Below are 23,925 nucleotides of genomic sequence, written 5' to 3'. Positions count from 1 at the left end.
TTAATTTTAAAGAGGATGTATATTACTTGATAGATCAATAATTGATGGATCAAAGGTCGGATCACGAAGCCCAGCGATATGCTTAAGGGAGGAGAGATTGATATCACCCAGACACCATCCGAGCCTGAGTATATTTTTGACATGCTGTTGTTGCTGAACAAGCAGATTAGCTCCAAGTTTGAGCGTTGCGCAGGAGTCAGCGCATCCAGATTGCAGCTATTGTGCAAGTTGTATCAAGTGGAGGAGATTAGTCAAACTCTCCTGCAAAAAGAGGTTGGCATTGACGCTGCAGCCGTAACGCGCCATTTGAAGCAGCTTGAAGCGATAGCGATGGTCACACGACGAACCAAGCCGGAGGACAACAGAGTTACGCTGGTTAGCCTGACCGATTATGGGCGTGAACGTATTGTTACTTTTAAACAGGAACGCTCACAGTTTGTGACCCGGTTGCTCCAAAGTTTCGACGAGACTCAGCGGCACCAGCTAGCCGATATGCTGCAAGTTATGAATGGTCATATGTCCGATATGGACTGACCCCAATTACATTATACCCATAGGGGAAACAAGGAGGAATTTACATGCCAGTAATTACTATTGAAGCAGGCAAATTAAATAAAGAACAAAAAAGATCGTTGGTCACTGAACTTACCACATCAGCTTCAACCATAATGAATGTACCCGAGTCGGCTTTTATTGTTTTGATTAAGGAAAGCGAAAAAGAAAACATTGGTTTGGGAGGAAAATTATTATCTGATCGCTAATGTCAGAAGATGAAGTGGGTTCATTCATTTTTAAGGTAAGGAGCCATTTCTGTAATGAATTAATTTGAGATTTGAATAAAAAAAGCGCCTCCTGTATGCACGGGTACAGAACTGGCAGGATCGCTTTTTTCCAGAGTACACGCAGGTAATTAAAGACTGGGAAGGGAAAGCTTCGCGCATTACCTTGCAGGAGTTTCCAACGCCAGGTGAGATCGTAGAATTAGGTGCAGAAGCCATCGTCCAGCGCTGGAAGAAAGACGTGAAACGAGCCCGGCAACTGGTGGAAACGGCGAGAAGTTCCATCGGTCTGACCGAAGGACTTCCAGCAGCAAAAATAGAGATTAAAACACTTCTGGAACAGTACGACATGTTCGCCAGACAGCTCGAAGAGATTCTAGCCGAGGTGGAACGTCTACTCCCTCAAATCCCAGGAACGAAAGAGATGCTTACTGTGCCAGGCGTGGCTGTGGTCACCTTGGCGGGGTTCCTGGCGGAAGTGGGGGATCTAAGGGGTTACGAGCATGGACAGCAGATTATACGGCTGGCCGGACTGAATCTCAAAGAGAACAGCTCGGGGAAGAAAAAAGGAAAATCCAGTATAACCAAACGAGGACGCGCGAGGCTAAGAGCGCTACTGTTTCGGGCCGTGGTGCTCATGGTGGCGAAGAATGCGGAGTTTAAGGCACTGCACCAATACTTTACCAAAAGAAGCCAGAATCCACTGAAGAAAAAGCAATCGATTGTAGCGTTGTGCGTGAAGCTGATTCGCGTTCTTCACACGCTCGGCACCAAGCAAGTTCGGTATTGATGCAAACGACGTTTTAGGGCCAGTACGTGAGGCCCAGTTACAGAAGACAGCTTAAGAAAAAACGGATTCATGTTTCTCATCGGACAGGAATAAGCAGAGACAAAGGAAGCACGGAGCAGCCGCAGGAATCATTTCCATAAGGGAAACGACCCCGCGTGATATGGGAGGGTAAGCCGTCAAGAGTCAGGAGTGGATATCCAAGGTGCGATCATAGAAGTCGATCCATAGATTGGGAAAAATGTCTCAACCTCTATCCTGCCACCGGCTCTTACGGAAAATAATGACATCCTTACATCACTTCTCCAGTGCTCGATATATCAATGGCTGAAAACCGAAGAATGAGTGAGAAAACATGAGAAAATATTAATTTATAGTGGGAGAGATTGGAATGAATAATACGAACACATCCAATATTGTCAAAACAAATGATTTTAAAGAAATTGCACTGGGTCGCCGTTCTGTCAAAGTATACGATCCGTCCGTAAAGATTAGCCGCGAGGAAATGACAGAGATTTTGACAGAAGCTACACGCGCACCATCTTCCATTAACCTGCAACCTTGGCGTTTCCTCGTCATTGACAGCCCTGAAGGTAAAGCTACACTGGCACCATTGGCCCGTTTCAACCAACGTCAAGTAGAAACATCTTCGGCAGTGATCGCTGTATTTGGGGATTTGAATAACTTTGATAATTTCGAACAAATTTTCGGAGAAGCTGTAGAACTGGGCTATATGCCAAAAGACATTAAAGAAATGCAACAGGAAAAAGTGGCAGCTCATTTTGCAGCGCTTGATCCAGTTGTGAACAAAGAAACAGTCCTGATTGACGGTGGTTTGGTATCCATGCAGCTTATGCTGGTAGCGCGCGCTCATGGTTATGATACTAACGCTATTGGCGGTTTTGAAAAGGATCAAATTGCTGAAGCCTTTGGTCTGGAAAAAGATCGTTATGTCCCTGTTATGCTCATTTCCATGGGTAAAGGTATCAACGATGGTCATCCGTCCACACGATTGCCTATTGATCAAATTGCACAGTGGAAATAAGGGAAACGAACTAATATCTATGCGCAAAATAAAAAACAGGCGGACAAAGGAAATCCTTTGCTTCGCCTGTTTTTTTATTTGCTTAGATGCAACGTAGATCGCGGGTGCTTATCACGTTGTCAGTCTTTCAGTTATCATTTCACGGTATTCGCTCCCGACGTTTCTGCCGAGTCAGCGGTGTCATTTTGAGGATGATGATAGTGCTTGGGCCATATAATTTGGTGTGAAGTATGGCTAAGCTCCTCATAAAATAACGGGTCTTTCTTAAATAGGCGTATGACCAGATGGAAAAAGAACCATCCGTTGATCACTAACAGCAAAAGGCTAATCAGAACACTTAGCCAAGGGGACACTTGAGACCATAGGACAGGCCCACCCAGTACGTAATTAAGTCCAAAATACACCCAGTACAAGAGACTGTAACGCTTTATGAGCTCCCATAGGGAAATCCGTTGTCCTGTCCCTGTGAGATGAATACGCACCAGCCATTTCCCTGGAGTTCGTCCATTCGTTAGGTAAGGAACCACCATAAAGTATACCCCACTGGAAACCCAGAAAGCAGCAGGCACATGCAGAGACTCCATGATTCCGAGTAGCCCGGTCCATATGATAGAATCCACGAAAATGGCTACGCCCCGTCGGGTATAGGACACTCGCTTCGTTGCCATGTCCACATGCTTGTCCAGATGTTCCAAGCGGGGCAGGAAGCGTGAAAACCATTCGCCTAATAGAAAGCCTAGCATACCGCCTAATGTATTAGCCATCAAATCGTCTACATCGAACACACGATACGCATGGTCAAAAAATCCATACAGTCCTGTCAGCTGCGTCACCTCAAAGAAGAGGGAGAGGATAAAGGACAGAATCAGACACCATCCCCATCGTGCACGGAAATAATAACGTAAGAACATACCGAAAGGCACGGTCATCACAACGTTAAAAACGACTTGCAGAAAAGCTCGCTCCTTCAGCAAATGAACATAGCTGGAGGGATGGGCGGGTGAGACGGATGTTTCTCTTATAATGTCGTGAACGAACTGCAATGGCATCAACTGCAACGCTCCCCCGGCTAATGCAGCATTATGACGCGATGCCGGAAGCGGGAGTATGACCAGAAAGAAGGCGTTCATTAAGTATAACAGCATCAAGTAAAGCAGCCATGCTCTAGCCTTGTGAATATAGCCATGCCTTCGATATTGCACGATTAGGAAAGGCAGTGTGAACAATAAGGCAGCAAAAGGAAACGCAAGAAAGGCATATGAAACAGGAAACAGGTAAGATTGAATCATGTGCTGCTTACGCCTGCTTTCTCCGGAATTTCACCAAAGACCAGATGACCAGAAATGCCATGAAAGCCACGCACACGCTAATGCTAATGCGATTTTGCGGGTCAAGCAAGAATAGAAACGCAATGACCCATAGGCATCCCACTGTAACCGCCGTTACATAAGGGAATCCCCATATCTTGAAAGTAGGCTCCACTGGATAAGATTTGCGCAATTTCAATTGGGACAGACAAATGCAGCTCCAGACGAGCAACACGACGAAGCCAGGTACAGCCATCAAAATACGGAACAGCCCGTCCTGAGCGACATAAGCAACCATGGAACCGACAATCAGGACTACAGCACACAATTTGAGACTATTTACCGGAACCCCGTTTGAAGATAAGCGGGCGAGTGATTTGGGACCTTCTCCATTGATAGCCAGCGAATGCAGCATACGTGTAGCCCCGTAAATTCCCGAATTGGCGGCAGACAGTACAGCAGTGATCAGAATAAAGTTCATAACATGAGCCGAGCCTTGAAGCCCTACAGAAGACAATACCTGTACAAACGGGCTGGTATTCGCATCCAGTTGGTTCCATGGAATCAAGCCACAAATGATGAGAATGGGCAACGTATAGAACAAAACAACGCGAAGAATAAAGCTTTTAACCACTCTAGGTAGTACCTTTTCCGGATTTTCTGTCTCCGTCAACGTCAGTCCAATCAGCTCGGACCCTCCGTATGAAAAGGTAACGACCAGCAGCGCTGAAAAGATAGCTAACCAGCCATTAGGTAGAAATCCGCCGTGCTGCGCGTAGTTGCTTAGATAAGGTGGAGTTTCAGTGGGAATAATCCCGAACAGTATACAGCCACCCAAGGCGATGAAGATAATAATCATGGCAATCTTAATACCCGCAAGCCAAAATTCCAGCTCCCCAAAACCGCCGACACTCAGCATGTTGACGACAATAATGAAAGCCGCACTCACTAAACTGAGTACCCATAGAGGAACATCTGGCAACCAATATTGCAGGAAGCTCCCCGCAGCAATGACCTCAATGATACAGACGGCCAGCCACATAAAGCAATACAACCAGCCGATAATAAAGGACAGACGTTCTCCAAAAGCTTTGCGAATAAAATCCTTCATATTCATGTTGGGGTAGACGGTAGCCATCTCGGCAATTGCGCCCATAACGACTAAGAGCAAGAGTCCTGCGAAGACATAGGATAAAATAACACCAGGTCCCGCCAAGCTAATCGTTTCGGTACTTCCTTTAAAAATTCCCGTTCCGATAACTCCACCCATAGCCATAAAGGTAATGTGCCGTGGGAGCAGCTTTTTGTGCAAAGTTGCTTCATTTGATTTCAATATGAAATCCTCCTTCATATAGTGTATAGCTTCAGCATGGCCCAAACAGGGTTACTTCAATTAGACTTATACTACATGAAAATATCCAATTAGGAAATGAAATAAATAGGATCTGGTAGGGAGATTGAAATCGCTAGAGAACAAACTGAGGAAAACAGAGGCAGCATGCTGGCGCTGATGATTGCTCTATCTGCGGTCATTCTGCCTTTATTGTTCTGCTCGGCGGATATTTAAGTGATCATGTAGGAGTATCGCATTGCGGTGAAGAATTAGCTCCGCAATATTCCTTTAGCCCGCACTTGCTTGAGCCAACCAGGAAACTCATTCAGCAGACGGTCGTACAATTCTGCGTCTGTCACGGACTCAATGTCATCCAAGGCAAAGAAATCTGCATTATCCACTACGCGACCACGCAGATTATCCAACTTTTGAAGGACTCCAAAATCAGCATTACCAAGACCAACAAATTGCCAGAAAATAGGAGTTTCCGAGCACTTGATCAGCAATTTTGATATTTTTTTCGTTTCATATACGCCGCCGTCACTGAAAAAGATAATGTAGGTCGGGATTGTTTCATTGGGTGCCTCTTTTGTATATTTTAAAATAATATCCTCCATTACTTCAGGCTCATTGTTACCAAATCCAATATTTCCGTATCCGATTTCTGGGAAATTTCGTTTTACGTAATTCTCGAAATTCCTCTCTGTGACGCTTGGAGCACGTTTGGCTTTGTCCGCAAAAAACCATACATCCATTTCACCATCGTCATCCATGCAGGCCGATACAGCCAGAACACGTTCGAAGGCTTTTTGCACGGTTCCCTTAGAGTACAGTTTCGCCATGGAAGCAGAAGCGTCTAATACAACCGCTACTCGTGCTTTTTCACGGTCTATCTGCTTCTTTTGGAGTGAAATTTGTACCTTCTGTTTAAGCAGATTAATTCTTCTATTCACAGGAGAAGGCTCCTTCACGCCGGCTTTATCCGCTGACGGTGCTGCTGGCGATTCCGTTTCTTCTACGGTGACACCATGAGCTTCGGCGAGCGGCTTTAGTCCTCCATTGAAACCACGCCCAACTGCGCGAAGCTTGAAGCCAGACGTATGGCGGTATATTTCAGCGAATACGAGTGACGTTTCTTTGGTGGCTTCGGTGATACTGTAGGTGATATGGGATTGCTTGCCTTGAGCAGTAAGTGAGCAGCCGACCACATCGGCAAAAGTACCCGGGCCGTCCAGTGTGGCCGCAAACACACATTTTTCCACTCCGGTTCGTTCCAGTTCCTGGAGCGCTACAGTAAACTCAGTGGTTCTGTCATTTGGACGCTGTAACCGTACATGGCCGTGCGGGTCAGCGGGTTGATTGTAAAAAATGAAGTAGTCATCTGAGGAAACCTTTCCGTCTGCTCCTACCATAAAACAGCTAACATCCAGTTCGGCAGGTGCATGCTTCCATGTAATGGTGACCCGCACCGTATCTTCCTTACCGAATGGTGCATTAGCTCCTGTACTCAATGCAATGTTGGGACCGCTCATGCTGTCAAACCCCCTATGTATTTTAAATCTTGTATTTATACAAATTGTACCATGGAAATGGTATATTCACCTTGTTTCGTGCAGGAATATTTGTCTCATGGTAGACGCAGTAAAAGATGATATATAATAAGGTTGGTGTGGAAAAAAAGTATGATATTTATGAAGCGGAGGCTTTGATACGTGAAGCAGGATCGACAAAAGCAGGCAGGTTCCCATACCGGGATGAGCAAGGGACATGAAGCTGATGAGTTAAACAAACTGCTGTCCCTATGGCTTCATTCGTCGATCCGTGTCATGGATGTCCGGCATATTCGACTGGAGCCGGAAGCGTTGCTTCAACCGTATCGTCTTCCAGCGCAGGCTTTTGTATTTGTATTGCAGGGTAGCGTGCGTTTGGATGGTGATTGGAAGGATACGCCACATTCAGGGTACGTACTGCATGGCAGCAAAGGCTTTGAACTGAATATGAAACCCTCGCAATACGGGATAGAATATATCCTTGTACTATATAAAGCGACTTCTCTATCGGGACACACGATGTATAATCATCCTTCGATAGCTCATGGTTTTGTACCGCCTTATCCGGTTATACTGTACCAAAAGCTGCAACTACTGGAGTACGCATGGCAGGATCATGAGGCGCTATCCAAGATTCAGGCTCAGGGTCGGTTCTATGATTTTGCATATGAATGTATGCGGCAATTGCAGGAACCGAAGGCTCGAACTTCTGCGCGGGATATCGTGACACAGGCGATTCGATTTATGCAGGATCATTACGCGGAGTCCATAACGCTGGAACGTTTGGCCGGATTGTTGGAATGCAGTCCGAGACATCTGACTCGGTTATTTAAAAAACAAACGGATTGTAGCCCGATTATGTACTTGATTCAACTGCGAATGGACAAGGCAAAGGAGCTTTTGCGGAAGACGGATGCGACTTTACAGGATATCGCTGTCAGTGTGGGGTACCCGGATGTTTATTTCTTTAGCCGGGCATTCAAAAAATATACGGGGGTATCCCCGGTTCATTACCGGGACAGCCTATATTCATCTGCTTTTGTGAGAGATACCAGTCTGGATAATCCATTAAGCATGTCCGAATGTTCCATTGATTCGGCAAGTGGCGCCCTGCATACTGTTATTGAGGATAATAATCATTATCAAAATCATGATGAAGGGATTTTACGAATGAATAGAAACGCAAAGCATTCCATGGCATTTATTTTATTGCTTAGTTTTACCCTGCTGCTCAGCGCGTGCTCAGGCACATCCAGTCCTGCGGCAACCGATGGCGCTTCCCAAGGGAACAATAATACATCAGCGGAACCAACATCACAGGAAAGGGTGCTGAAGGATGCACTTGGGCATGAGGTGAAGGTTCCGGCTCAGCCTCAGCGTGTGATCGCTTCTTATCTGGAGGATCATCTAGTGGCCCTAGGTGTTAAACCCGTAGCCCAATGGTCGGTAGGCAAAAATTCAGTTCAAGGTTACCTGCAAAAAGAACTGAAGGACGTTCCTACCATTGCTTCAGATCTTCCGTTTGAGGCGGTTCTGAACTTCAAGCCTGATTTGATCATTATGGACAGTGCGAGCATGGTGGAAGGCGACAAATATAATCAATACTCTAAAATTGCTCCAACCTACGTGGTAGGCAGTAATATGAACAATGATTGGCGTGAAGAGCTGCTGACCGTGGGTGAGGTGCTGAATAAGAGCAATGAAGCGAAGCAGGCATTGAGCAACTACGACAAAAAAGCAGCAGAGGCTAAAGCCAAGCTGAGTCAGACGGTGGGACAAAAAACTGCGGCGGCTTTATGGGTAACGGATAAAAACGTGTATGTCGTAAACCAGAATCTATCCAGCGGTGATGTATTGTATAAGGATTTGGGATTCAAGATTCCACAAGTCGTACAGGAGATTTCCAAAACGGCTAAGGCGAACTGGAGTAATTTATCGCTGGAGAAGCTGGCCGAGCTGGATGCGGATTATATCTTTATCGTGAACAGCAAAAACGTGAGTAAAGAAGATATTGTAAAAGATCCTGTATGGGCGGGAATTCCAGCCGTTAAAGAAGGCCGCGTATACGATTTTGGTAAGGATTCCAGCTGGTTGTATACAGGTACAATTGCAAACAGTCAAATGATTGATGATGTTCTGAAAAATGTAACTAAGTAATCCAAATGGTAATCAAAAAACGCTACTCATCTTGACGACAACATGTCGCAGGAAGGAGAGCGTTTTTTTATAAAAAGATGTCTGCACAGAGCAGACATCTGGTTTGTTTTCTAAATTAGGCTTGCGGAGATACCAGGATTTTAACCTGATTTTTCTCTTTCAGGAGACCTTCAAAACCTTGCTCAATCACTTCTTCGAGCTTAATACGTTTGGTAACCAGCTTGTCGGCAGGGAAATAACCTTTTTCCATCAAGCTGATGACAGCTGGGAATACATCACGGTAGCCGATAATACCAGTCAGATTGCGTTCCTTCATAACGATATTGTTAGGCTTGATCGGAGCTTCTTTTTCAAAAATGCTGACGATCATGATTTGTCCGCTAATTTTAGTGGATTCAATAGCTTGAGTCAGTACAGGAGGTACTCCAGTGACTTCATAGGCTACATCTACACCGCCGTTAGTCCGTTTGTGCAGTTCTTCCACCACATCATAAGTCTTAGGATCAAGCACAATAGCACCCAGCTCTTCAGCTTTAGCTTTGCGTTCCTCGGAAAGCTCTACTGCATAAATCTCAGATGCACCCGAAGCTTTCAACGCTTCAATAACCAGCAATCCGATAGGACCAGCGCCAAATACTACAGCTTTGTCGCCGACTTTCAGTTGGCTTTGGCGAACAGCATACAAAGCAACGGCCGAAGGCTCTACCAATGCGCCTTGCTCGAAAGATACGCTTTCTGGAATTTTGTGAACCATGTGCTCGTCAGCTGCGACATATTCAGAAAATCCACCGCCGCCGCCTGCCAGACCGAGGAAGCCCATTTTATCGCAAAGATTATATTTGCCTTGTTTACATGCATCACATTCTCCACATGCAAAAACCGGTTCTACAACTACACGGTCGCCAACCTGAATCTTGGTTACACCTTCACCGATTTCGACGACTTGTCCAGAGAATTCATGTCCCATTACGATCGGCGCTTTTTCGCCAGTCAATGGATGCTGAGCATCTTGGGGAATGAAGATCGGTCCTGCTACATATTCGTGAAGATCACTTCCGCAAATGCCACACCATTCTACTTTGATTTTTACTTTTCCTGCCAGAGCAGCGGGCTGCTCAATGTTTTCCAATCGTAAGTCTTTTACTCCATGCCATCTTAATGCTTGCATGTCTGTCATCTCCTTGACGAATATATGAATCATTGCCTCTATAAAAGTGAATGAATTAGGAAACGTTTCCGAAAAATAATATGTCACAATTTTTACACATTGTCAAACCAATTTAATGCAAAAAGCACTTGATTTTTTTGTGAATATAATCACTTGTGACTACAGTGCTATATTTGGCTCGTTACTTTTATACAAAGGAATTTTGTGAATTTTTCAGGTGAAGCAAAGACAAGAAGAAAACGACTTCAATTTTTAGACACTCATTCTGTGGTATAATATCAACATTAAGACTTTATTTTAGAAAGTCAGAAAACGATTCCGTTCTTGAAAGGATTTTGGGCGTGACAGATCAAAAGAAAGTAACCATAGAGGATGTAGCCAAGCGGGCAGGAGTCGGTATAGCGACTGTCTCCAGAGCTATTAATGATAGTGAGGGCATCAGCCCGAGAACGAAAGCCTTAATTTTGCAAGTGATTGAAGAGATGGGGTTTACGCCCAACACCTCGGCTCAGAGCTTGAAAGTTCGTCAGACACGACAAATCGCACTGGCCGTGCCAGACATTCGTAACGCGATTATTCCAGAGATCGCTTGGTCCGTAGAGCAGGCCGCCAAGCAGCATGGTTACCGGGTCGTGCAAATCAATACCGCCGGGAATGCCAGAATGGAGCTTGAAACAGTTCGTGAGGTCAAGAAGCTGCATGTCGACGGGCTCATCATTATGCCGCTGGCGTATCCCAAAATGTTGGTAGATCTGATTAACAAAGCCAGCGTTCCCGTGTCCATTATTAACTATGGCAAGAAGCTGGGCGAAGATGTCAAAGCGGATATCGTCAGTCTGGCCCGGCAAGAGGGAAGACTCGTGATGGAGCATTTGCTTAAAATCGGCAGAACAAGAATTGCCTATGCAGGTGCTGCGAAGGACAAAATCGAGGAAAGATACTTCGCTTATGAGCAGTCTCTCCAGCATGTGGACCCTTCACTCGTTTATTTTGGCGATGATTTCTCCTTTGAGACAGGGCTGCGCGCAGCCGATTATTTTTACAGCTTGAAACATATGCCAGATGCTATTTATGCGGTTAACGATATGGTGGCGATAGGGATCGTCAATCGATTTAAGGATTTGGGCGTAAAAGTGCCAGATGAGGTTGCTGTAGTCGGTATTGATAACAATCTGTGGGCTATGGTAACGACCCCTCAGATCAGCTCAGTTTCCATCATGGGGGAAGAGGTGGCACGGTTGGCTGCGGAGCTGCTGCTCAAGCGGATTCAGGAACAGACACCTGGGGATTATGAGCGTGTGCAATTCGAGCCTCGTCTGATCGTGAGGGAATCGAGCGTCTCTGTGATCCGTAAGCCCACGGTAGGGCGTGATGAGTAGTAGGGTATGAGTGGATTTTGGACAATTATAACGACCATTGTTTGTTCAGACAGGAGAGTGGATTCATGTTAAAAGGTAATGCGTTCGTTTCTGTAGCTTGTACTGCACTATTGCTGGCTGTAACCATAGGGTGCACTCCCCATCCAGTGGGACAGGATGCTGAAACTGCGGCGCCGTCCAGGGCAAACAATGGGGAGTCCAAGCAAACTGTAGCCAATACGCAGCACACCCAGCAAAGTAAAGAGGAGCTAGTGCTGTCCTTTTATAAGGATTCATCCCTCAGTGATGAAGCAAAAGTACGTCATATGACGGACCATTTAGCAGGAATCCAATGGGGAAAGATAAACGAAATCAAAGAACATCAAAGCCTGGAAATTATCGAATATCTGTATAGGCAGCGTGCTTTTATTCCATCGGAAAGCTTTGCAAATCTGATTCAGGCTTCTGACGGATTGGATGGAGCTTTAAGCGAAAGCTATGCTGGTCTTATGGGAGATTTGTTTACAAGAGATAGAACTGCGATGACTCGAGCATTGGCAAATATGGACAAAACCAACCGCACACAAGGTATAGGAAGCATCGGGTATGCTCTCAGTTATAGAGAACCCAAGGAAGTCAAGAAAGAGATTCAACAATGGCAGGCAGGACAAAAGCTTACTACGGCAGAGAAGGATGTCATCCGAGCCTTGTTCGTCAAGCTGGATAATCCGTATTGATGCTCAAATAGTGATGACCACATGCATAGAGGAATATATTGAACAGCCGCGTCTCTACCGGAGGAGCGGCTGTTTTGTGCTGTTTTTTACATCCTGGCATTTATGATTGGGATAAACGTTAGTAGAACCATTGGTTTCAGATGTTCATCTAACAATGGGTTCAAGTGGTCATGTGATCCTGATCTGAGCGCAAGCGTTTAATATCACTAATTGGAGGCAGGCCGAACAAGCGGGCGTATTCGCGGCTGAATTGTGAGGGACTCTCGTAACCTACCTGAAAACCGACATCTGCCGCATCCGCTGATTCAGATAACAACAGGCGGCGGGACTCTTGTAGACGTAATTGTTTTTGATATTGCATTGGGCTCATAGCCGTAACCTCTTTAAAATGACGATGTAGTGACGAAGGACTCATATTCGCTAGTTTGGACAATTCCTCAATACGTAACGGCTTATCATAATCCTTCTTAATCCGCTTTATGACTTCTGCGATTCGGTTGGAATGGCTGCCGGTCATGACCAGTTGTTTTAAGGATTCCCCCTGATTCCCCTGTAAAATCCTATACAGTATCTCACGAATGACTAATGGAGCCAGCACCGGAACATCTTGCGGGTTTTCCAAAAGATGCACTAGCCTTACCACGGCATCCAGCAGTAGAGAGTTAGTTTGGCTTACATACAAGCCTCGTCTGGAATCAGGCATTGGGCTTGTGGGAAAAGCAGATTCCTTGATCAGGTCCAAAACCTGATGCGGATCAAAATTGAGCCGGAGGCACAAATAAGGAGCTTCTGCTGACGCTTGAATGACCTGCCCGGAAATCGGCAAATCCACCGACACAACAAGGTAATCGGATGTGCCGTAATGGTAACTTTCCTCTGCGAGCATCACGACTTTTCTGCCTTGTGCCACAATACATAAAGCAGGTTCATGGACTTGATGTATCGGTACGGTTGTATTTGAACTTCGGACGAAATGAAGCGAAGGTATGGCTGTAGTGAGAACTCCGTCCTGATTTGAAAATCGTTCTATAAGCCTTGCCAACTCGGCTTGTTTTTCCATGGTAGAACCTTCTATTTTGGTTGCCCCCATCATGACACATCCCTTCTTTGCAACGTAGCCCGTTTTCATTTTCAGTAGTTTATTACATATTAAGGGTCTTTGGAGGATTAGGCAATAATTTGCTCTGATTCTTCTACCAGCTCAAAACATCATCGTCTCATAATAAGGGTACAGAAACAACGCCAAATGAACAGAAGCACGTGATCAGAGGCAAAGTGCCTACACAGGTAGCTACATCGTGGAAGGTGACCATATCAAGTATGTGGGCGACACCGGATTTACGGCAGATGGCGAATTTGAGGATGATGTTCTGTATCATGCAGGAATGTTTTTGAGTCCGTTTTTAAACTAAAGGAGGAATAAGAATGTTGGATATTAAAGGGAAAGTCGTAGCTATTACGGGGGCAAGCAGTGGGATCGGTGAAGCTACTGCCCGTTTACTTGCTCACCATGGGGCTCATGTAATATTAGGGGCCAGACGCACAGAGCGACTGGAGGCTCTGACATCCGAGATTCGTTCTAAAGGTGGATCGGCTGATTATCAGCAACTGGATGTGACTAAGAGGGACCAGATGGAAGCGTTCATTAAGTACGCGGAAAAAACATTTGGGCGTGTGGATGTCATTTTGAACAATGCGGGAGTGATGCCTCTTTCAAAATTAGAAGCCCTGAAGGTAGAGGAATGGGATCGCATGATTGATGTAAATATACGGGGCGTTCTGCATGGGATTGCGGCAGGGCTTCCGATTATGAAAAAGCAAGGATTTGGTCAGTTTATCAATATCGCCTCTATTGGCGCGTATAGTGTAACCCCGACTGCAGCGGTGTATTGCGCAACGAAGTATGCGGTTCGGGCGATTTCTGAAGGATTGCGTTTGGAGGTGGGGGGAGATATTCGTGTGACGCTGGTATCGCCAGGAGTAACCGAATCTGAGCTTGCTGACAGTATTTCAGATGAAGAGGCCCGGCAAGGAATGAAAGAGTACCGTCGTATTTCGATTTCGCCTGATGCCATTGCGCGTTCCATTCTGTATGCCATGGAGCAGCCAGCGGATGTAGATGTTAATGAAATTATTGTCAGACCCACGGCAAGCCCGAATTAACGCCATAGCATCCATGATTCTCCCTCTCTACTCAGATCATTTTTCCCTCCATCCTTTATGGATGGGGGGATTTATCGGATGAGAAAGAACATTATTCACACCACAGAGTGTAAAATAGCTGTACCTTTATAATAAACGGGTTTACTTTTACAAATGTTTGTGATAATTTTATTTCGACAAACATCGAAATTAAGACTGGAACAGAAGGGAGCCGAACAGGGTGAAAGATACAACAGAGATGCAGCAGGCTGTAAAAATATATAAAGCACTTGGAGAACCGACTCGTCTCAAAATAGCACTTCTGCTAAAAGAGGAAAGTGACCAATGCTGCTCTGTGCTGGGCGAGAAGCTGAACAGTGTAGCTATTTCAACGCTATCGCACCATCTGAAGCAAATGGCAGAGTCGGGGCTGCTCACATACCGTAAAGAGGGGACGTTTATTTATTACAGCTTGGATGTGGAAGCAGCGCAGAAATATGCCCCGTTCCTGATAACATAAATTTTTTTAGTCTTAATTTCGATATTTGTAAAAATATAAAAATAACAAAAGAAAAGAGGCGTTATTTAAAAATGCAGAGCACGTGGAAAGTGTATATTTTGGCAATTGTTAGTTTTTTGGTAGGCACATCCGAATACATTATCTCAGGCGTTTTGGATCAGATTGCAACAACCATGGGGATTACGGTGTCCGCAGCGGGCCAGCTGATTACAGTCTTTTCCCTTGCTTACGCGATTGGCACGCCGATCCTGATGGCAGTAACCGCCAAATGGGACAGACGCAAGCTGCTCTTGAGTTCCCTCGGATTATTTGCAGTAGCCAATGTCCTCTCCTTTGTTCTGCCGGGTTTTGGAATGTTTATCGCCGCACGTATTCTTATGGCCCTCGGGGCGGGGATGGTCGTGGTTACAGCACTGAGCATTGCTGCGAAAATTGCCCCAGCCGGCAAGCAGGCCAGTTCTATTGCTACGGTTACTATGGGTTTTACAGCCTCGCTGATTATTGGGGTGCCGCTTGGGAGAATGATATCTTCTGCATATGGCTGGAAAACCGTATTTCTCGGCATCGCGTTGACAGGGATTATTGCCCTAATTGTTATATCTATGACAATTCCCCGCTTAAAAGGAGATCGACCTGTCCCCTTACTACAACAGTTTGCTCTTCTGAAAAAGCCTGAAGTTGCTTTGGGATTAGGCATTACCTTCTTTTGGCTAGGTGGTTATTCACTCGCGTATACTTACATCTCACCGTATTTGCTGAATGTATCAGGTGTAGGAGAGGATATGCTAAGCTCAGTATTGCTTGCCTTCGGAATTGCCAGTCTAATCGGGTCAAAAATTGGTGGGTACAGTGCGGATAAAAAGGGTATACCCTTTACATTATTAGGGGGTATGGTGTTGCACGGTATTTCCTTACTCTTGCTTCCTTTTGCCGCTCATTCCCTGGTCGCAGTATTTGCTTTATTGATCCTTTGGTCGTTCGCAGCCTGGACAACTGGACCTACTCAACAATATAATCTGGTCACACTTGTGCCTGAATCTTCCGGTGTGATGCTGAGTCTCAATCAATCTACAATGCAGCTTGCTATGGCAGCCGGAGCCGGAATTGGCGGTGTAGTTGTTGGTCAGGTTTCGCTGTCTTCCATCACCTGGTTTGGAGCAGCAGGGGTTGGTATCGCTATTGTGGCTACGTATTTACTTACACGAAGATCCTCAGTTCAAACACAAGTGGGTGTTACGGAGTAAAGTGTATAGATAAGTGAAGAGGAGGCCCAGTGATGAAGGTGACATTGCGGCCTTCCTCAAAGCCGATATTATTATAAACTTGATTGGAAACCGAATTTTTTAAATCTGCATATAGCATGGGTACTAAATGCTCATTTTCCAAAATGGAACATAGCTCGGATACCATTGCGCTGGCAAAACCTTTTTTTCGCAAATTAGGCGGGGTATAGGGTGGTTCCTTTTAAATAACGTAAGAGTTCTTCTATATAGGTCAATTTATGATTATCTGTGATTTGTTGTGAGATCCATAGCCAAGCCTTATGTCCGGGTGATTGAGCAAAGATCATATTTTTATCGGACGTTTTGAGGCATGTTGACTCTTCTGACTCACAAATTCGATGGATCAAATTGTATCGAACTTCATCAGCCAAAAATTGATTTTGATTTAATATATCGTCGTTTGGGACTAGTAGCTCAATCATGACTCTACCTCCTAAAAATGAGCTATGACCTAAACAAAAAGTAGAAATCTATGAAGATTCAGTTGTTATATCTACTAGGATTTAAACTTCCGCGCTATAAGTTTCTTATTTTTTTGTCGCCAAATCCATCTTTCGATAAAGTTTTTTTCTTTTCTTTCCTGAAGTGTTTCCTTCATACCCTTAATAAGAAATTCGGATCTTCGCTTGTCGTTTCTGCTAATTTCACGTAGTTCCTCAATAAATTTATCGTCCATGTCCGCATCTCCGTTAGTTCAAAATTTTCCAAATTGCTAAGGTAGATTATACAGAACATATGTTCCTTTTTCAAGTCTGCATCTGCTCTATTCAATCACATAACTATTTTTAGATGGATGCTGCGAGGCCCGCGCCAATCGGATGGTGAAGCATAAGATAAAGTTGAAAGTAGGAATTACAACATGGACAACAAAGCATATGTATCTCAAACGTATCCACGTCTTACAGTCTACAACGAAGAAAATTTTCGGGGTTCCAGGAGAGTATTCAGAGGAAACCTAGGCATTCGTAATACCGATAACATTCTCGACGGCATCGAAAGTCTGCGTTTCTTTTCTACTAGCAGCAATGCTACACTTGTACTCTTTGCTGGCATGCGGTTTAGAGGTAATTTCCGTGTGTTTAGAGGCAATCGCAACATCGCCGACCTGGATGATCTGATTCGCGGGAATGATGTGGAATCTATTATCTCTACCAATCAACGTCTGACGTTGCAGCAAATCCGTAATATCCGCAGTAGTGGTAGACTTCCATCTGGCTATCGAATCATCTAACGGCCTTAATTCGACTTCATAAACCATTTTACAAGACTGTTTCAGGAGCTTGCAACTTTCGGGCTTCCGGGGCAGTCTCTCTATTTGTACACGCGACCTACATACTCGAATGATGAGAGGAACTGTATGGGAGAATGGGACGTTGTCAGCAGTCATCGCCAACTCAATGTTCATGAAAATAGATAAAGGAGGGCATACGATATGTCCTCCTCATGACGTATATTGTATTTACTTCAGTTCCCAATTAGTTGCTTTGATCACGGCTGCATCTGCGTTCTTAAGATCTGTTTCACCAGAAGCTAAGAGAGAACTCCATTGTTTCACACGATTCTTACCATTGGGAGGTTGGTTATAATCGTTGGTATCGACAACCAATGTACGCTTAGCATAGAAGCTAGTCATGAACTTCTTCTCATTCGTACTACTGCCTGAACGTGAGAGGATTCCTTCAAGGCTACCTGAATCACCAGTAGCGCCTTGATTGAGTGCTGTGTCGACAAATGATCCAATCGTCAGAGCAGTATTAAATCCGCGTTTCTGTGCTTGCTGTACACTATACTCGATATAGGTGTCATAGAACGTACGCCACATGGCTTCTCTCCAGGCTTCATTGTTTTGGAGAGCGTTGATCTTCTTCTTGATAACACTATCGCTATCGCTGAGCTTTAGAATCGAACCACTCATTTTCCCCTTCAGGCCAGCACGTGTTAATCCACCTGCAATGGAAGGGTTACTAGCTCCACTAGCAGCATCAAAAGCTTTGAATAAGTCCGGACCATCGGGTCCCGTATCATTTGAACCGCCTGTTGTTGCTCCAAATATACCAATTGTGTATCCGCGATTATCGCCGATATCTTCAGCATATCCATAGAATTCAGTCCATTTCAAAGAATCTTGCTCTGGTTTGTTCACTAGCTTCATAATATTATCCCATTGCTCACCGTCGAGTCCTGTATTAGCCTTCAGAAACTGAAGTGTAGAAGGTGAGAAATTAGCATCATGATCAATAGCTGTAACCGCTTCTTGGCTAGTAGCTGCTTCGCTGGTAAGGGATAATGGCTCTATACTAGCTTCATTTGAGTTGTTGAAGCCCTCATTTAAATCGATCGTTTTCTGTACTGGAGTTCCATTCTCTTCAGCAAAAGCCTTGGCAGGTGGGCCCGACAAGCTAGAGAAAGAAGCGATTACAGTAAAGCTTAGCAAGATCATAAGAAACTTTGTTTTATTGGAAATGAGTTTATTGCTTATTTTATACATATAACTCCTCCTATAATAATGTAATTGTGAAAGGCTAAAAGCGTAGATTTGCATCTAACTCGAATTGATTTAGCAAGAGTATAGATAAGAAGAATATGATTGAATAGAGCTTAAATAACCGTTTTTTTCAAAAATTATGATTTATATGTGAATAAATGGACCAAGTTGTTCCTAGATTCCTACAGACCATAAGTGCAAGAATGAGGACGAAACAAAGATAGCCTCTTGATAAAATGAGTTACATCACATATCAGGAGGCTATATTTATGAACAAAATTCATCAGTTTCATGCACTTCACACATCAGAGGAACTTTTATTTTTAGGGAACGCCTGGAATATGCTATCTGCGGTGGCTCTGGAGAAGGCAGGCTTTAAGGCGATAGGTACGACGAGCTGGGGAATTGCCAATACGCTTGGATTCTCAGATGGAGAGCTTATTGATTTTGACCAGCATGTAAGCATTATTCGGACGATTGCTGAGCATGTTCAGATTCCAGTGTCGGCAGATATTGAAGCAGGATATGGGGAGGATACGGCAACGATTGTTGAGCATGTTTTAAGGATAGCCGATGTGGGAGTTGCAGGGATTAATATTGAGGATTCTTTGAAAACGAAAAAGGGACTTCGAGAAGTGGGCCTGCACAGTAACCTGTTGTCCAAAATAAGAACAGCATTGGATACGCGTGGGTTTAAAAATTTTTTTATAAACGCAAGAACGGATACATATTTACAGATGGATGCCCCACTTTCAGAGACCATAGAGCGGGCCAAAGCGTATGTGGATAATGGTGCGAGCGGAATTTTTGTTCCAGGATTAAAGCGTGATGAAGAGATCAGGGAAGTTGTGTTTCATATACATGCTCCGCTTAATGTTTTATCCCTGCCGGGTCTGACGAATGTCCACCAGCTTCAGCAGTTAGGAGTTAAACGGTTTAGCTTTGGAAATGCATTTTCTGATAAGATAATAGTTGCTTTGCAAAAGAATGCAGAACAGTTGATAGAGCTTCAAGATACATCACATTTATATGAGGATTTTGCAAAATCCTTGAGCTAGATGAATATGAACTATAGAAAGGACAGAGCATTCGATCATGGCTAACCTTAGTCTTTCTTTTGAAGAAATGTGGGAGAAAATTATAGCGTGTGATCGTAAGTATGACGGGTTGTTTTTTACCGCTGTGAAAACAACCCGCATATACTGCCGACCTTCCTGTCGATCCAAAAAGCCGAAGAAAATAAATGTGGAGTTTTACTTTGATTTGGACAAAGTGGAAAAGGCGGGTTTTCGTGCTTGCAAAAGATGCCAGCCCCATACAGACCATTCGCCGTATATCAGACTTGTGCAGAATGTAGTAACCTTCTTGGTCAATCATTACAAGGAAAAACTTGTATTGCAGGATATTGCGGACCATATCGGAATAAGCTCCTTTTACTTGGATCGGATCTTTAAACAGGAAACCGCCGAAACCCCGCGTACGTATTTGGAAAAAATAAGAGTAGATAAGGCAGCCTATCTTCTTAAAAGTACAAATCTTACGAATCTTGAGATTTGCTATGAGACGGGCTTCCAAAGTCCCTCCCATTTCTATAAGGCGTTTCGCAGCTTGAACCATTGTTCTCCTAGTGAGTATAGAAAGTTGAGTAAGGAATAGGAAAGGAAGGAGGTCGTATCCTTTTATGAGTGAACTTTACGTATTGAAGTATGTATCGCCGATTGGAGAGATAGAGATACAGGGCACAAATGAGGCTGTCTATTCTATTATGTTCTCTAATCGGAATGAGCTCTTAACGAGGGCTATAGAAGAGGTTCCAATCCAAGTATTAGCGGAATGCGCTATCCAGCTTGACGAGTATTTTAAAGGTGAGCGCTTTGAGTTTACGTTTCCTTATGCCTTTGAAGGTACGGATTTTCAGCAAAAAGTATGGAATGCTCTGGTGTCCGTGGGGTACGGTAAAACGACAGCTTATAAAGATATTGCTCTTGCTATTGGAAATGAAAAAGCGATCCGATCCGTAGGCAGTGCTAATGGAAAAAATAAGCTGAGCATTGTGATTCCATGTCACCGAATTATCGGTTCCAATCAGAAACTAACGGGCTATGCAGGAGGGCTATGGAGAAAAGAATGGTTGCTCCAGCATGAAAAGCGTTGTCTGAGGCCCTAAGGAGGGTTCGTAGATGAGAGACATATATTTGAAAGAGTTTAAGCCAGAGAACTGGGCCAACATGGTTCAGATCTATCAGGAGCGGTATGCACAGGTAGATCCGGCTATAAGAGCAAAAGTGGTCGAAAGTAAAATTCCCAAGGAGATTCAGATTGTGCTGCTGCCCGATATGGGGGAATATTTGCTGACTTGGATGGATCGAAAAGTCCCCGCACTCGGCAACGAAACACCGTTGGATTATTTGAAAAGCGAAGAAGGCACTAAAGCACTGAAGGCGGCCATATTACGTATGCCACGTTGAAGAAGCGGGCCAAGGAGATACATATGAACATTGAACAGATGAACAGAGCGCGAATGATGGAAAAAGTGAGTTCGCATATCCATAACTGTAATCAGATGGCATGAACTTCATCTAACCCTATGCTATGATTTACCGACAAGACTATAGATTCAAAAGGGGAAATAAGAATGAAGCTCAAAAGAATGATGTTCCTACTTTCGTTTTTAACGATACTCGTAGGGTTGTTCACTTTGTGTACAGAAAGTGTTCAGGCTGCCAATTCGACAGTATTCAAAGATGGAGATAAGCTTAAGCTTATTCTTGATGATGGGAATGGAGTAAACAGAGTGTTTAAATTTGATCTCCCGTTTACGATTAAGCCTGATACACCAATTCGTCTGTATAGCAACAACATTGAAATTCCTTCTGGTGACTTTACGATCGATTATGCCAACTCCACAATTACGATTGCAGATTCACGACCAGCACCTGGGCCAGGATCAGAAAATCATATAGAACTTCCTATAGTTACAACTATGGAAGGGACTGTGCAGTCAGTCGATGAATCTACAGTAACTCCACTTGCTGGGGAGCCGAAAGTAACGCAGCCTGAGGTGGAGACCAATCTAAAAGAGATTCCCACTCCCAGTGAACCCGAGGTTGCTCAACCTGTGGATGAACCGAAAGTCATTGAACCTCAAGTAACCCAGCCTGTCGTGGAGCCTAAAGTGGACCAAGAGGTGGATGAGTCACCGGAAATCCCTTTGTCTATCCCGTCTGGAGAAAATTTTCCGGGGACATTTACAATCAACACTTCAGGTACGTCATTTTCGGTTCGTTTGAAAATGAAAAATATTCAACCCACGTACACTTCATACGTTATGGTCAAAAATGCGGATGCTCAATTAATTAAACGGATTCAGTTCGATCCGGAAACAACGTTTAGCTACCCATTGAGTAACCTGAATTTATCTACGGGTGGATACTACTTTTATATCAAAATGATCGATCAGTCGGGAAATTCGGCAGCATCTGTACCCCAATTTGTTCCCATAAATAATAACAAGGCTCAGCAGGTTGAGGTGTTTATAGACGGGAAACTGCAACAATATGAGCAGCCTGCGACCTCTATTAGCGGAAGTATGCTGGTGCCATTTCGTGCCGTTTTTGAGGCGCTTGGGGCGAAAGTGAAATGGGATGGAGCTACCAAGACCGTTACTGCAACCAAGGGAAATACAACGATTAAGTTAACTGTAGGCTCCAGAGATGCCTATATCAACGGTAAATTAGTGCGTCTCAATGCAGCGCCGAGACTCATTAATGGCAAAGTAATGGTTCCTATTCGCTTTGTAAGTGAGGCGCTGGGTGCGAAGGTAAAATGGAATATTGCAGCTCAGAGCGTTGTGATTTTTCATGCTCCACCGCAGGTTTTGACAACCAGTGAAAGTGAACAATTAATGGAGGAAAATGAAGATGCTTCCGAATCACATTCCAATCCAACGATTCTAAAAAAGATATCCACCACCTTCTCCAAATCTACGGATATTGTGTTCGTCATAGATGTTACGAGTAGTATGACAGGGACGCTGGATTATGTGAGACAGAAGGTGAGAGGCTTTGTTGATTCCGTTCCAGCAGGTTCCCAATTTGCTGTCGTCGCATTTCGGGATATCAATCTGAAGGCAGATAAAGATTTAGAATTTTTGGAGTTTACGACCGATAAAAACAAGTTAAAAGGTAATTTGAATATGCTGAGCCCTTCCGCTGGTGGGGATTTGAAGGAATCGGGATTAGAGGCTATTCAGTTAGCTATAAGTAAATTCCCCAAAAATTCTAATTCCAAAACGATCATATTCATTACAGATGCCCCAGTTCATGATAAGAATACAGATCTGGGTAAAGCCCGTTTTTCAGTAGATGAAATCAACGAGCAATTACAGAAAAATGGTGTTATTTTTAATGCAATCGTGCCTGCGAATGGACTAGCCAACAAACAAATGAAAAAGCTTGTAGAAACCAACAAAGGGACTTTGTATGACATCAAGGATGCCAAGCTGAATTTAGCAAAGTAGGTTTGTCCAAACTCAAATAAAGCCGTATAAAGGGAGCCGATGTAAGGCTCCCTTTTGCTATCATAAGCGCCTGTGTTGTAAGAGTTCTAATGGGCTGAAAGCTCACTCTCCGTCACCCATTTATGATTTTTGACAGGCTCTCCTCCTGTAGTCGGCGTATAATCTACCATATATACGGTCGTTGGCTCGACGGAATCAATGGTAGCCTTAGCCCCATCCATCCCCTTCATATGATCTGCTGTAAGAATAACCTCCGTTCCCGGTGAATAGGGCTCGCTGCCTGTATCCTTAATCTCTTCATGAATAACCCACTTATGATTATTCACTTTTTCTTCTCCAGTGGTTGGAGTATATGAGACCGTATAAGCAGTAGTCGTATAAGCACCAACAATCGTGGCAGTAGCCCCATTCATGCCTGCCATATGGTCGGCTCGGATAGTCGCTTGGCTACCAACTTTGAAGGCTGGATTTTCCGCTTCTTTTAGTCCGGTAGGAAGCTTACTGGAAGTGGAATGGTTCATATCCGATGTGTCGTGCTGTTGACTGCTGTTTGTCGTGTGCTCCTGGTTCGGCGTGTTACTGTTCCCGCACCCACTCAAAATAATCATGATTGTACCAGCGAGCAAAGCCCATTGCATTCTCATATTTACAGCTCCTTTACGGTTTTAATTACATATTTTAAATGTACCCCTATGGGGTATATTTAAAACGGAAGTATATGACAAACTTGTGAAGTGTTTTGCTTTCAAGGGGAT

24 protein-coding genes and 2 pseudogenes are annotated in these 23,925 nt (G+C 44.3%); 17 read left to right on the top strand and 9 right to left on the bottom strand.

The genetic code is table 11. The features are described 5' to 3' along the window. Nucleotides 1–141: 141 nt before the first annotated feature. From JOE49_RS24125 to JOE49_RS24110, 4 genes and pseudogenes are all read left to right on the top strand, one after another. The gene (locus tag JOE49_RS24125) at nt 142–534 is read left to right on the top strand and encodes a MarR family winged helix-turn-helix transcriptional regulator (RefSeq protein ID WP_028542241.1); all 393 of its coding nucleotides are present in this window, start codon (nt 142–144) and stop codon (nt 532–534) included. Nucleotides 535–578: 44 nt separating this feature from the next. After that, nucleotides 579–761 carry a 4-oxalocrotonate tautomerase DmpI gene (gene dmpI / locus JOE49_RS24120; protein WP_023989746.1) on the top strand — a complete coding sequence of 61 codons (183 nt, stop codon included), beginning with the start codon at nt 579–581 and terminating at the stop codon, nt 759–761. 100 nt (nt 762–861) lie between these two features. Beyond that, a pseudogene (locus tag JOE49_RS24115) lies at nt 862–1,624 on the top strand (transposase); the annotation flags it as partial. 333 nt (nt 1,625–1,957) lie between these two features. Then, nucleotides 1,958–2,611: a nitroreductase family protein gene (locus JOE49_RS24110; protein ID WP_028542242.1), complete on the top strand. Its 654-nt coding sequence runs from the start codon at nt 1,958–1,960 to the stop codon at nt 2,609–2,611. Nucleotides 2,612–2,745: 134 nt separating this feature from the next. On the opposite strand, the gene JOE49_RS24105 is transcribed toward JOE49_RS24110, so the two are convergent. The 3 genes from JOE49_RS24105 to JOE49_RS24095 form a co-directional block, all read right to left on the bottom strand. Further along, the gene (locus tag JOE49_RS24105; protein WP_209943217.1) at nt 2,746–3,900 is read right to left on the bottom strand and encodes a VanZ family protein; all 1,155 of its coding nucleotides are present in this window, start codon (nt 3,898–3,900) and stop codon (nt 2,746–2,748) included. Nucleotides 3,901–3,907: 7 nt separating this feature from the next. Then, nucleotides 3,908–5,251, bottom strand: coding sequence for an amino acid permease (locus tag JOE49_RS24100; protein ID WP_028542243.1), 1,344 nt, complete (start codon nt 5,249–5,251; stop codon nt 3,908–3,910). A gap of 269 nt (nt 5,252–5,520) precedes the next feature. Beyond that, entirely contained in the window at nt 5,521–6,783 is a 1,263-nt protein-coding gene (locus JOE49_RS24095; RefSeq protein WP_209943216.1) for a VWA domain-containing protein, read from the bottom strand. A gap of 180 nt (nt 6,784–6,963) precedes the next feature. Here JOE49_RS24095 and JOE49_RS24090 point away from each other — a divergent pair, with 180 nt between their 5' ends. Then, the gene (locus tag JOE49_RS24090; protein WP_160788811.1) at nt 6,964–8,958 is read left to right on the top strand and encodes an ABC transporter substrate-binding protein; all 1,995 of its coding nucleotides are present in this window, start codon (nt 6,964–6,966) and stop codon (nt 8,956–8,958) included. Nucleotides 8,959–9,073: 115 nt separating this feature from the next. On the opposite strand, the gene JOE49_RS24085 is transcribed toward JOE49_RS24090, so the two are convergent. After that, the gene (locus JOE49_RS24085; protein ID WP_023989740.1) at nt 9,074–10,126 is read right to left on the bottom strand and encodes a 2,3-butanediol dehydrogenase; all 1,053 of its coding nucleotides are present in this window, start codon (nt 10,124–10,126) and stop codon (nt 9,074–9,076) included. Between the two features lie 341 nt (nt 10,127–10,467). Between JOE49_RS24085 and JOE49_RS24080 the strand changes: the two genes are divergently transcribed. Together JOE49_RS24080 and JOE49_RS24075 are read left to right on the top strand one after the other, a co-directional pair. Then, nucleotides 10,468–11,505 carry a LacI family DNA-binding transcriptional regulator gene (locus tag JOE49_RS24080; RefSeq protein ID WP_023989739.1) on the top strand — a complete coding sequence of 346 codons (1,038 nt, stop codon included), beginning with the start codon at nt 10,468–10,470 and terminating at the stop codon, nt 11,503–11,505. Between the two features lie 65 nt (nt 11,506–11,570). Then, nucleotides 11,571–12,221 carry a hypothetical protein gene (locus JOE49_RS24075; RefSeq protein WP_076295527.1) on the top strand — a complete coding sequence of 217 codons (651 nt, stop codon included), beginning with the start codon at nt 11,571–11,573 and terminating at the stop codon, nt 12,219–12,221. A 160-nt stretch (nt 12,222–12,381) separates the two neighbouring features. Here the strand turns inward: JOE49_RS24075 and JOE49_RS24070 are convergent, their stop codons facing one another. Next, a complete protein-coding gene (locus JOE49_RS24070; RefSeq protein ID WP_160790198.1) occupies nt 12,382–13,311 on the bottom strand; it encodes an AraC family transcriptional regulator in 930 nt (309 codons plus the stop codon). 172 nt (nt 13,312–13,483) lie between these two features. Here JOE49_RS24070 and JOE49_RS24065 point away from each other — a divergent pair. The 4 genes and pseudogenes from JOE49_RS24065 to JOE49_RS24050 form a co-directional block, all read left to right on the top strand. Beyond that, nucleotides 13,484–13,633 (top strand): annotated as a pseudogene (locus JOE49_RS24065) (Atu4866 domain-containing protein); the annotation flags it as partial. A 13-nt stretch (nt 13,634–13,646) separates the two neighbouring features. Further along, nucleotides 13,647–14,384, top strand: coding sequence for an SDR family oxidoreductase (locus JOE49_RS24060; protein ID WP_028542250.1), 738 nt, complete (start codon nt 13,647–13,649; stop codon nt 14,382–14,384). Nucleotides 14,385–14,604: 220 nt separating this feature from the next. Then, nucleotides 14,605–14,883: an ArsR/SmtB family transcription factor gene (locus tag JOE49_RS24055; protein WP_013311367.1), complete on the top strand. Its 279-nt coding sequence runs from the start codon at nt 14,605–14,607 to the stop codon at nt 14,881–14,883. A gap of 71 nt (nt 14,884–14,954) precedes the next feature. Beyond that, the gene (locus JOE49_RS24050) at nt 14,955–16,127 is read left to right on the top strand and encodes an MFS transporter (protein ID WP_209943215.1); all 1,173 of its coding nucleotides are present in this window, start codon (nt 14,955–14,957) and stop codon (nt 16,125–16,127) included. Here JOE49_RS24050 and JOE49_RS26590 read toward each other — a convergent pair. Both JOE49_RS26590 and JOE49_RS26585 read right to left on the bottom strand, forming a co-directional pair. Then, nucleotides 16,117–16,293 carry a hypothetical protein gene (locus tag JOE49_RS26590; RefSeq protein ID WP_237449061.1) on the bottom strand — a complete coding sequence of 59 codons (177 nt, stop codon included), beginning with the start codon at nt 16,291–16,293 and terminating at the stop codon, nt 16,117–16,119. The two genes, JOE49_RS24050 and JOE49_RS26590, sit on opposite strands and share 11 nt — an antisense overlap. A 28-nt stretch (nt 16,294–16,321) precedes the next feature. Beyond that, the gene (locus tag JOE49_RS26585; RefSeq protein WP_237449060.1) at nt 16,322–16,588 is read right to left on the bottom strand and encodes a hypothetical protein; all 267 of its coding nucleotides are present in this window, start codon (nt 16,586–16,588) and stop codon (nt 16,322–16,324) included. 437 nt (nt 16,589–17,025) lie between these two features. Here JOE49_RS26585 and JOE49_RS24040 point away from each other — a divergent pair, with 437 nt between their 5' ends. Beyond that, nucleotides 17,026–17,397, top strand: coding sequence for a hypothetical protein (locus JOE49_RS24040; RefSeq protein WP_160789694.1), 372 nt, complete (start codon nt 17,026–17,028; stop codon nt 17,395–17,397). Between the two features lie 228 nt (nt 17,398–17,625). On the opposite strand, the gene JOE49_RS24035 is transcribed toward JOE49_RS24040, so the two are convergent. Further along, nucleotides 17,626–18,654, bottom strand: a complete 1,029-nt coding sequence (locus JOE49_RS24035; protein WP_209943214.1) for a chitosanase — start codon at nt 18,652–18,654, stop codon at nt 17,626–17,628. A gap of 266 nt (nt 18,655–18,920) precedes the next feature. Here JOE49_RS24035 and JOE49_RS24030 point away from each other — a divergent pair, with 266 nt between their 5' ends. The 5 genes from JOE49_RS24030 to JOE49_RS24010 all read left to right on the top strand — a co-directional run bounded on the left by JOE49_RS24030 (nt 18,921) and on the right by JOE49_RS24010 (nt 23,170). Then, nucleotides 18,921–19,709 carry an isocitrate lyase/PEP mutase family protein gene (locus JOE49_RS24030; RefSeq protein ID WP_209943213.1) on the top strand — a complete coding sequence of 263 codons (789 nt, stop codon included), beginning with the start codon at nt 18,921–18,923 and terminating at the stop codon, nt 19,707–19,709. A gap of 37 nt (nt 19,710–19,746) precedes the next feature. Continuing rightward, nucleotides 19,747–20,307 (top strand): bifunctional transcriptional activator/DNA repair enzyme AdaA, encoded by a 561-nt coding sequence (locus tag JOE49_RS24025; protein ID WP_023989728.1) that lies wholly within the window; start codon nt 19,747–19,749, stop codon nt 20,305–20,307. A gap of 25 nt (nt 20,308–20,332) precedes the next feature. Further along, complete coding sequence (locus tag JOE49_RS24020; protein WP_028542254.1) at nt 20,333–20,818, top strand: methylated-DNA--[protein]-cysteine S-methyltransferase; 486 nt, start codon at nt 20,333–20,335, stop codon at nt 20,816–20,818. A gap of 13 nt (nt 20,819–20,831) precedes the next feature. Beyond that, nucleotides 20,832–21,119 carry an MbcA/ParS/Xre antitoxin family protein gene (locus JOE49_RS24015; RefSeq protein ID WP_209943212.1) on the top strand — a complete coding sequence of 96 codons (288 nt, stop codon included), beginning with the start codon at nt 20,832–20,834 and terminating at the stop codon, nt 21,117–21,119. 167 nt (nt 21,120–21,286) lie between these two features. Continuing rightward, a complete protein-coding gene (locus tag JOE49_RS24010; RefSeq protein WP_209943211.1) occupies nt 21,287–23,170 on the top strand; it encodes a stalk domain-containing protein in 1,884 nt (627 codons plus the stop codon). An 86-nt stretch (nt 23,171–23,256) separates the two neighbouring features. Here the strand turns inward: JOE49_RS24010 and JOE49_RS24005 are convergent, their stop codons facing one another. Next, the gene (locus JOE49_RS24005) at nt 23,257–23,814 is read right to left on the bottom strand and encodes a YdhK family protein (protein WP_068942131.1); all 558 of its coding nucleotides are present in this window, start codon (nt 23,812–23,814) and stop codon (nt 23,257–23,259) included. Nucleotides 23,815–23,925 lie beyond the last annotated feature (111 nt).

The organism is Paenibacillus sp. PvR133, assembly GCF_017833155.1.
Lineage (GTDB): Bacteria > Bacillota > Bacilli > Paenibacillales > Paenibacillaceae > Paenibacillus > Paenibacillus polymyxa_B.
The sequence above is the reverse complement of the archived record's forward strand: the minus strand, read 5'-3'. Positions and strand labels throughout refer to the sequence as shown.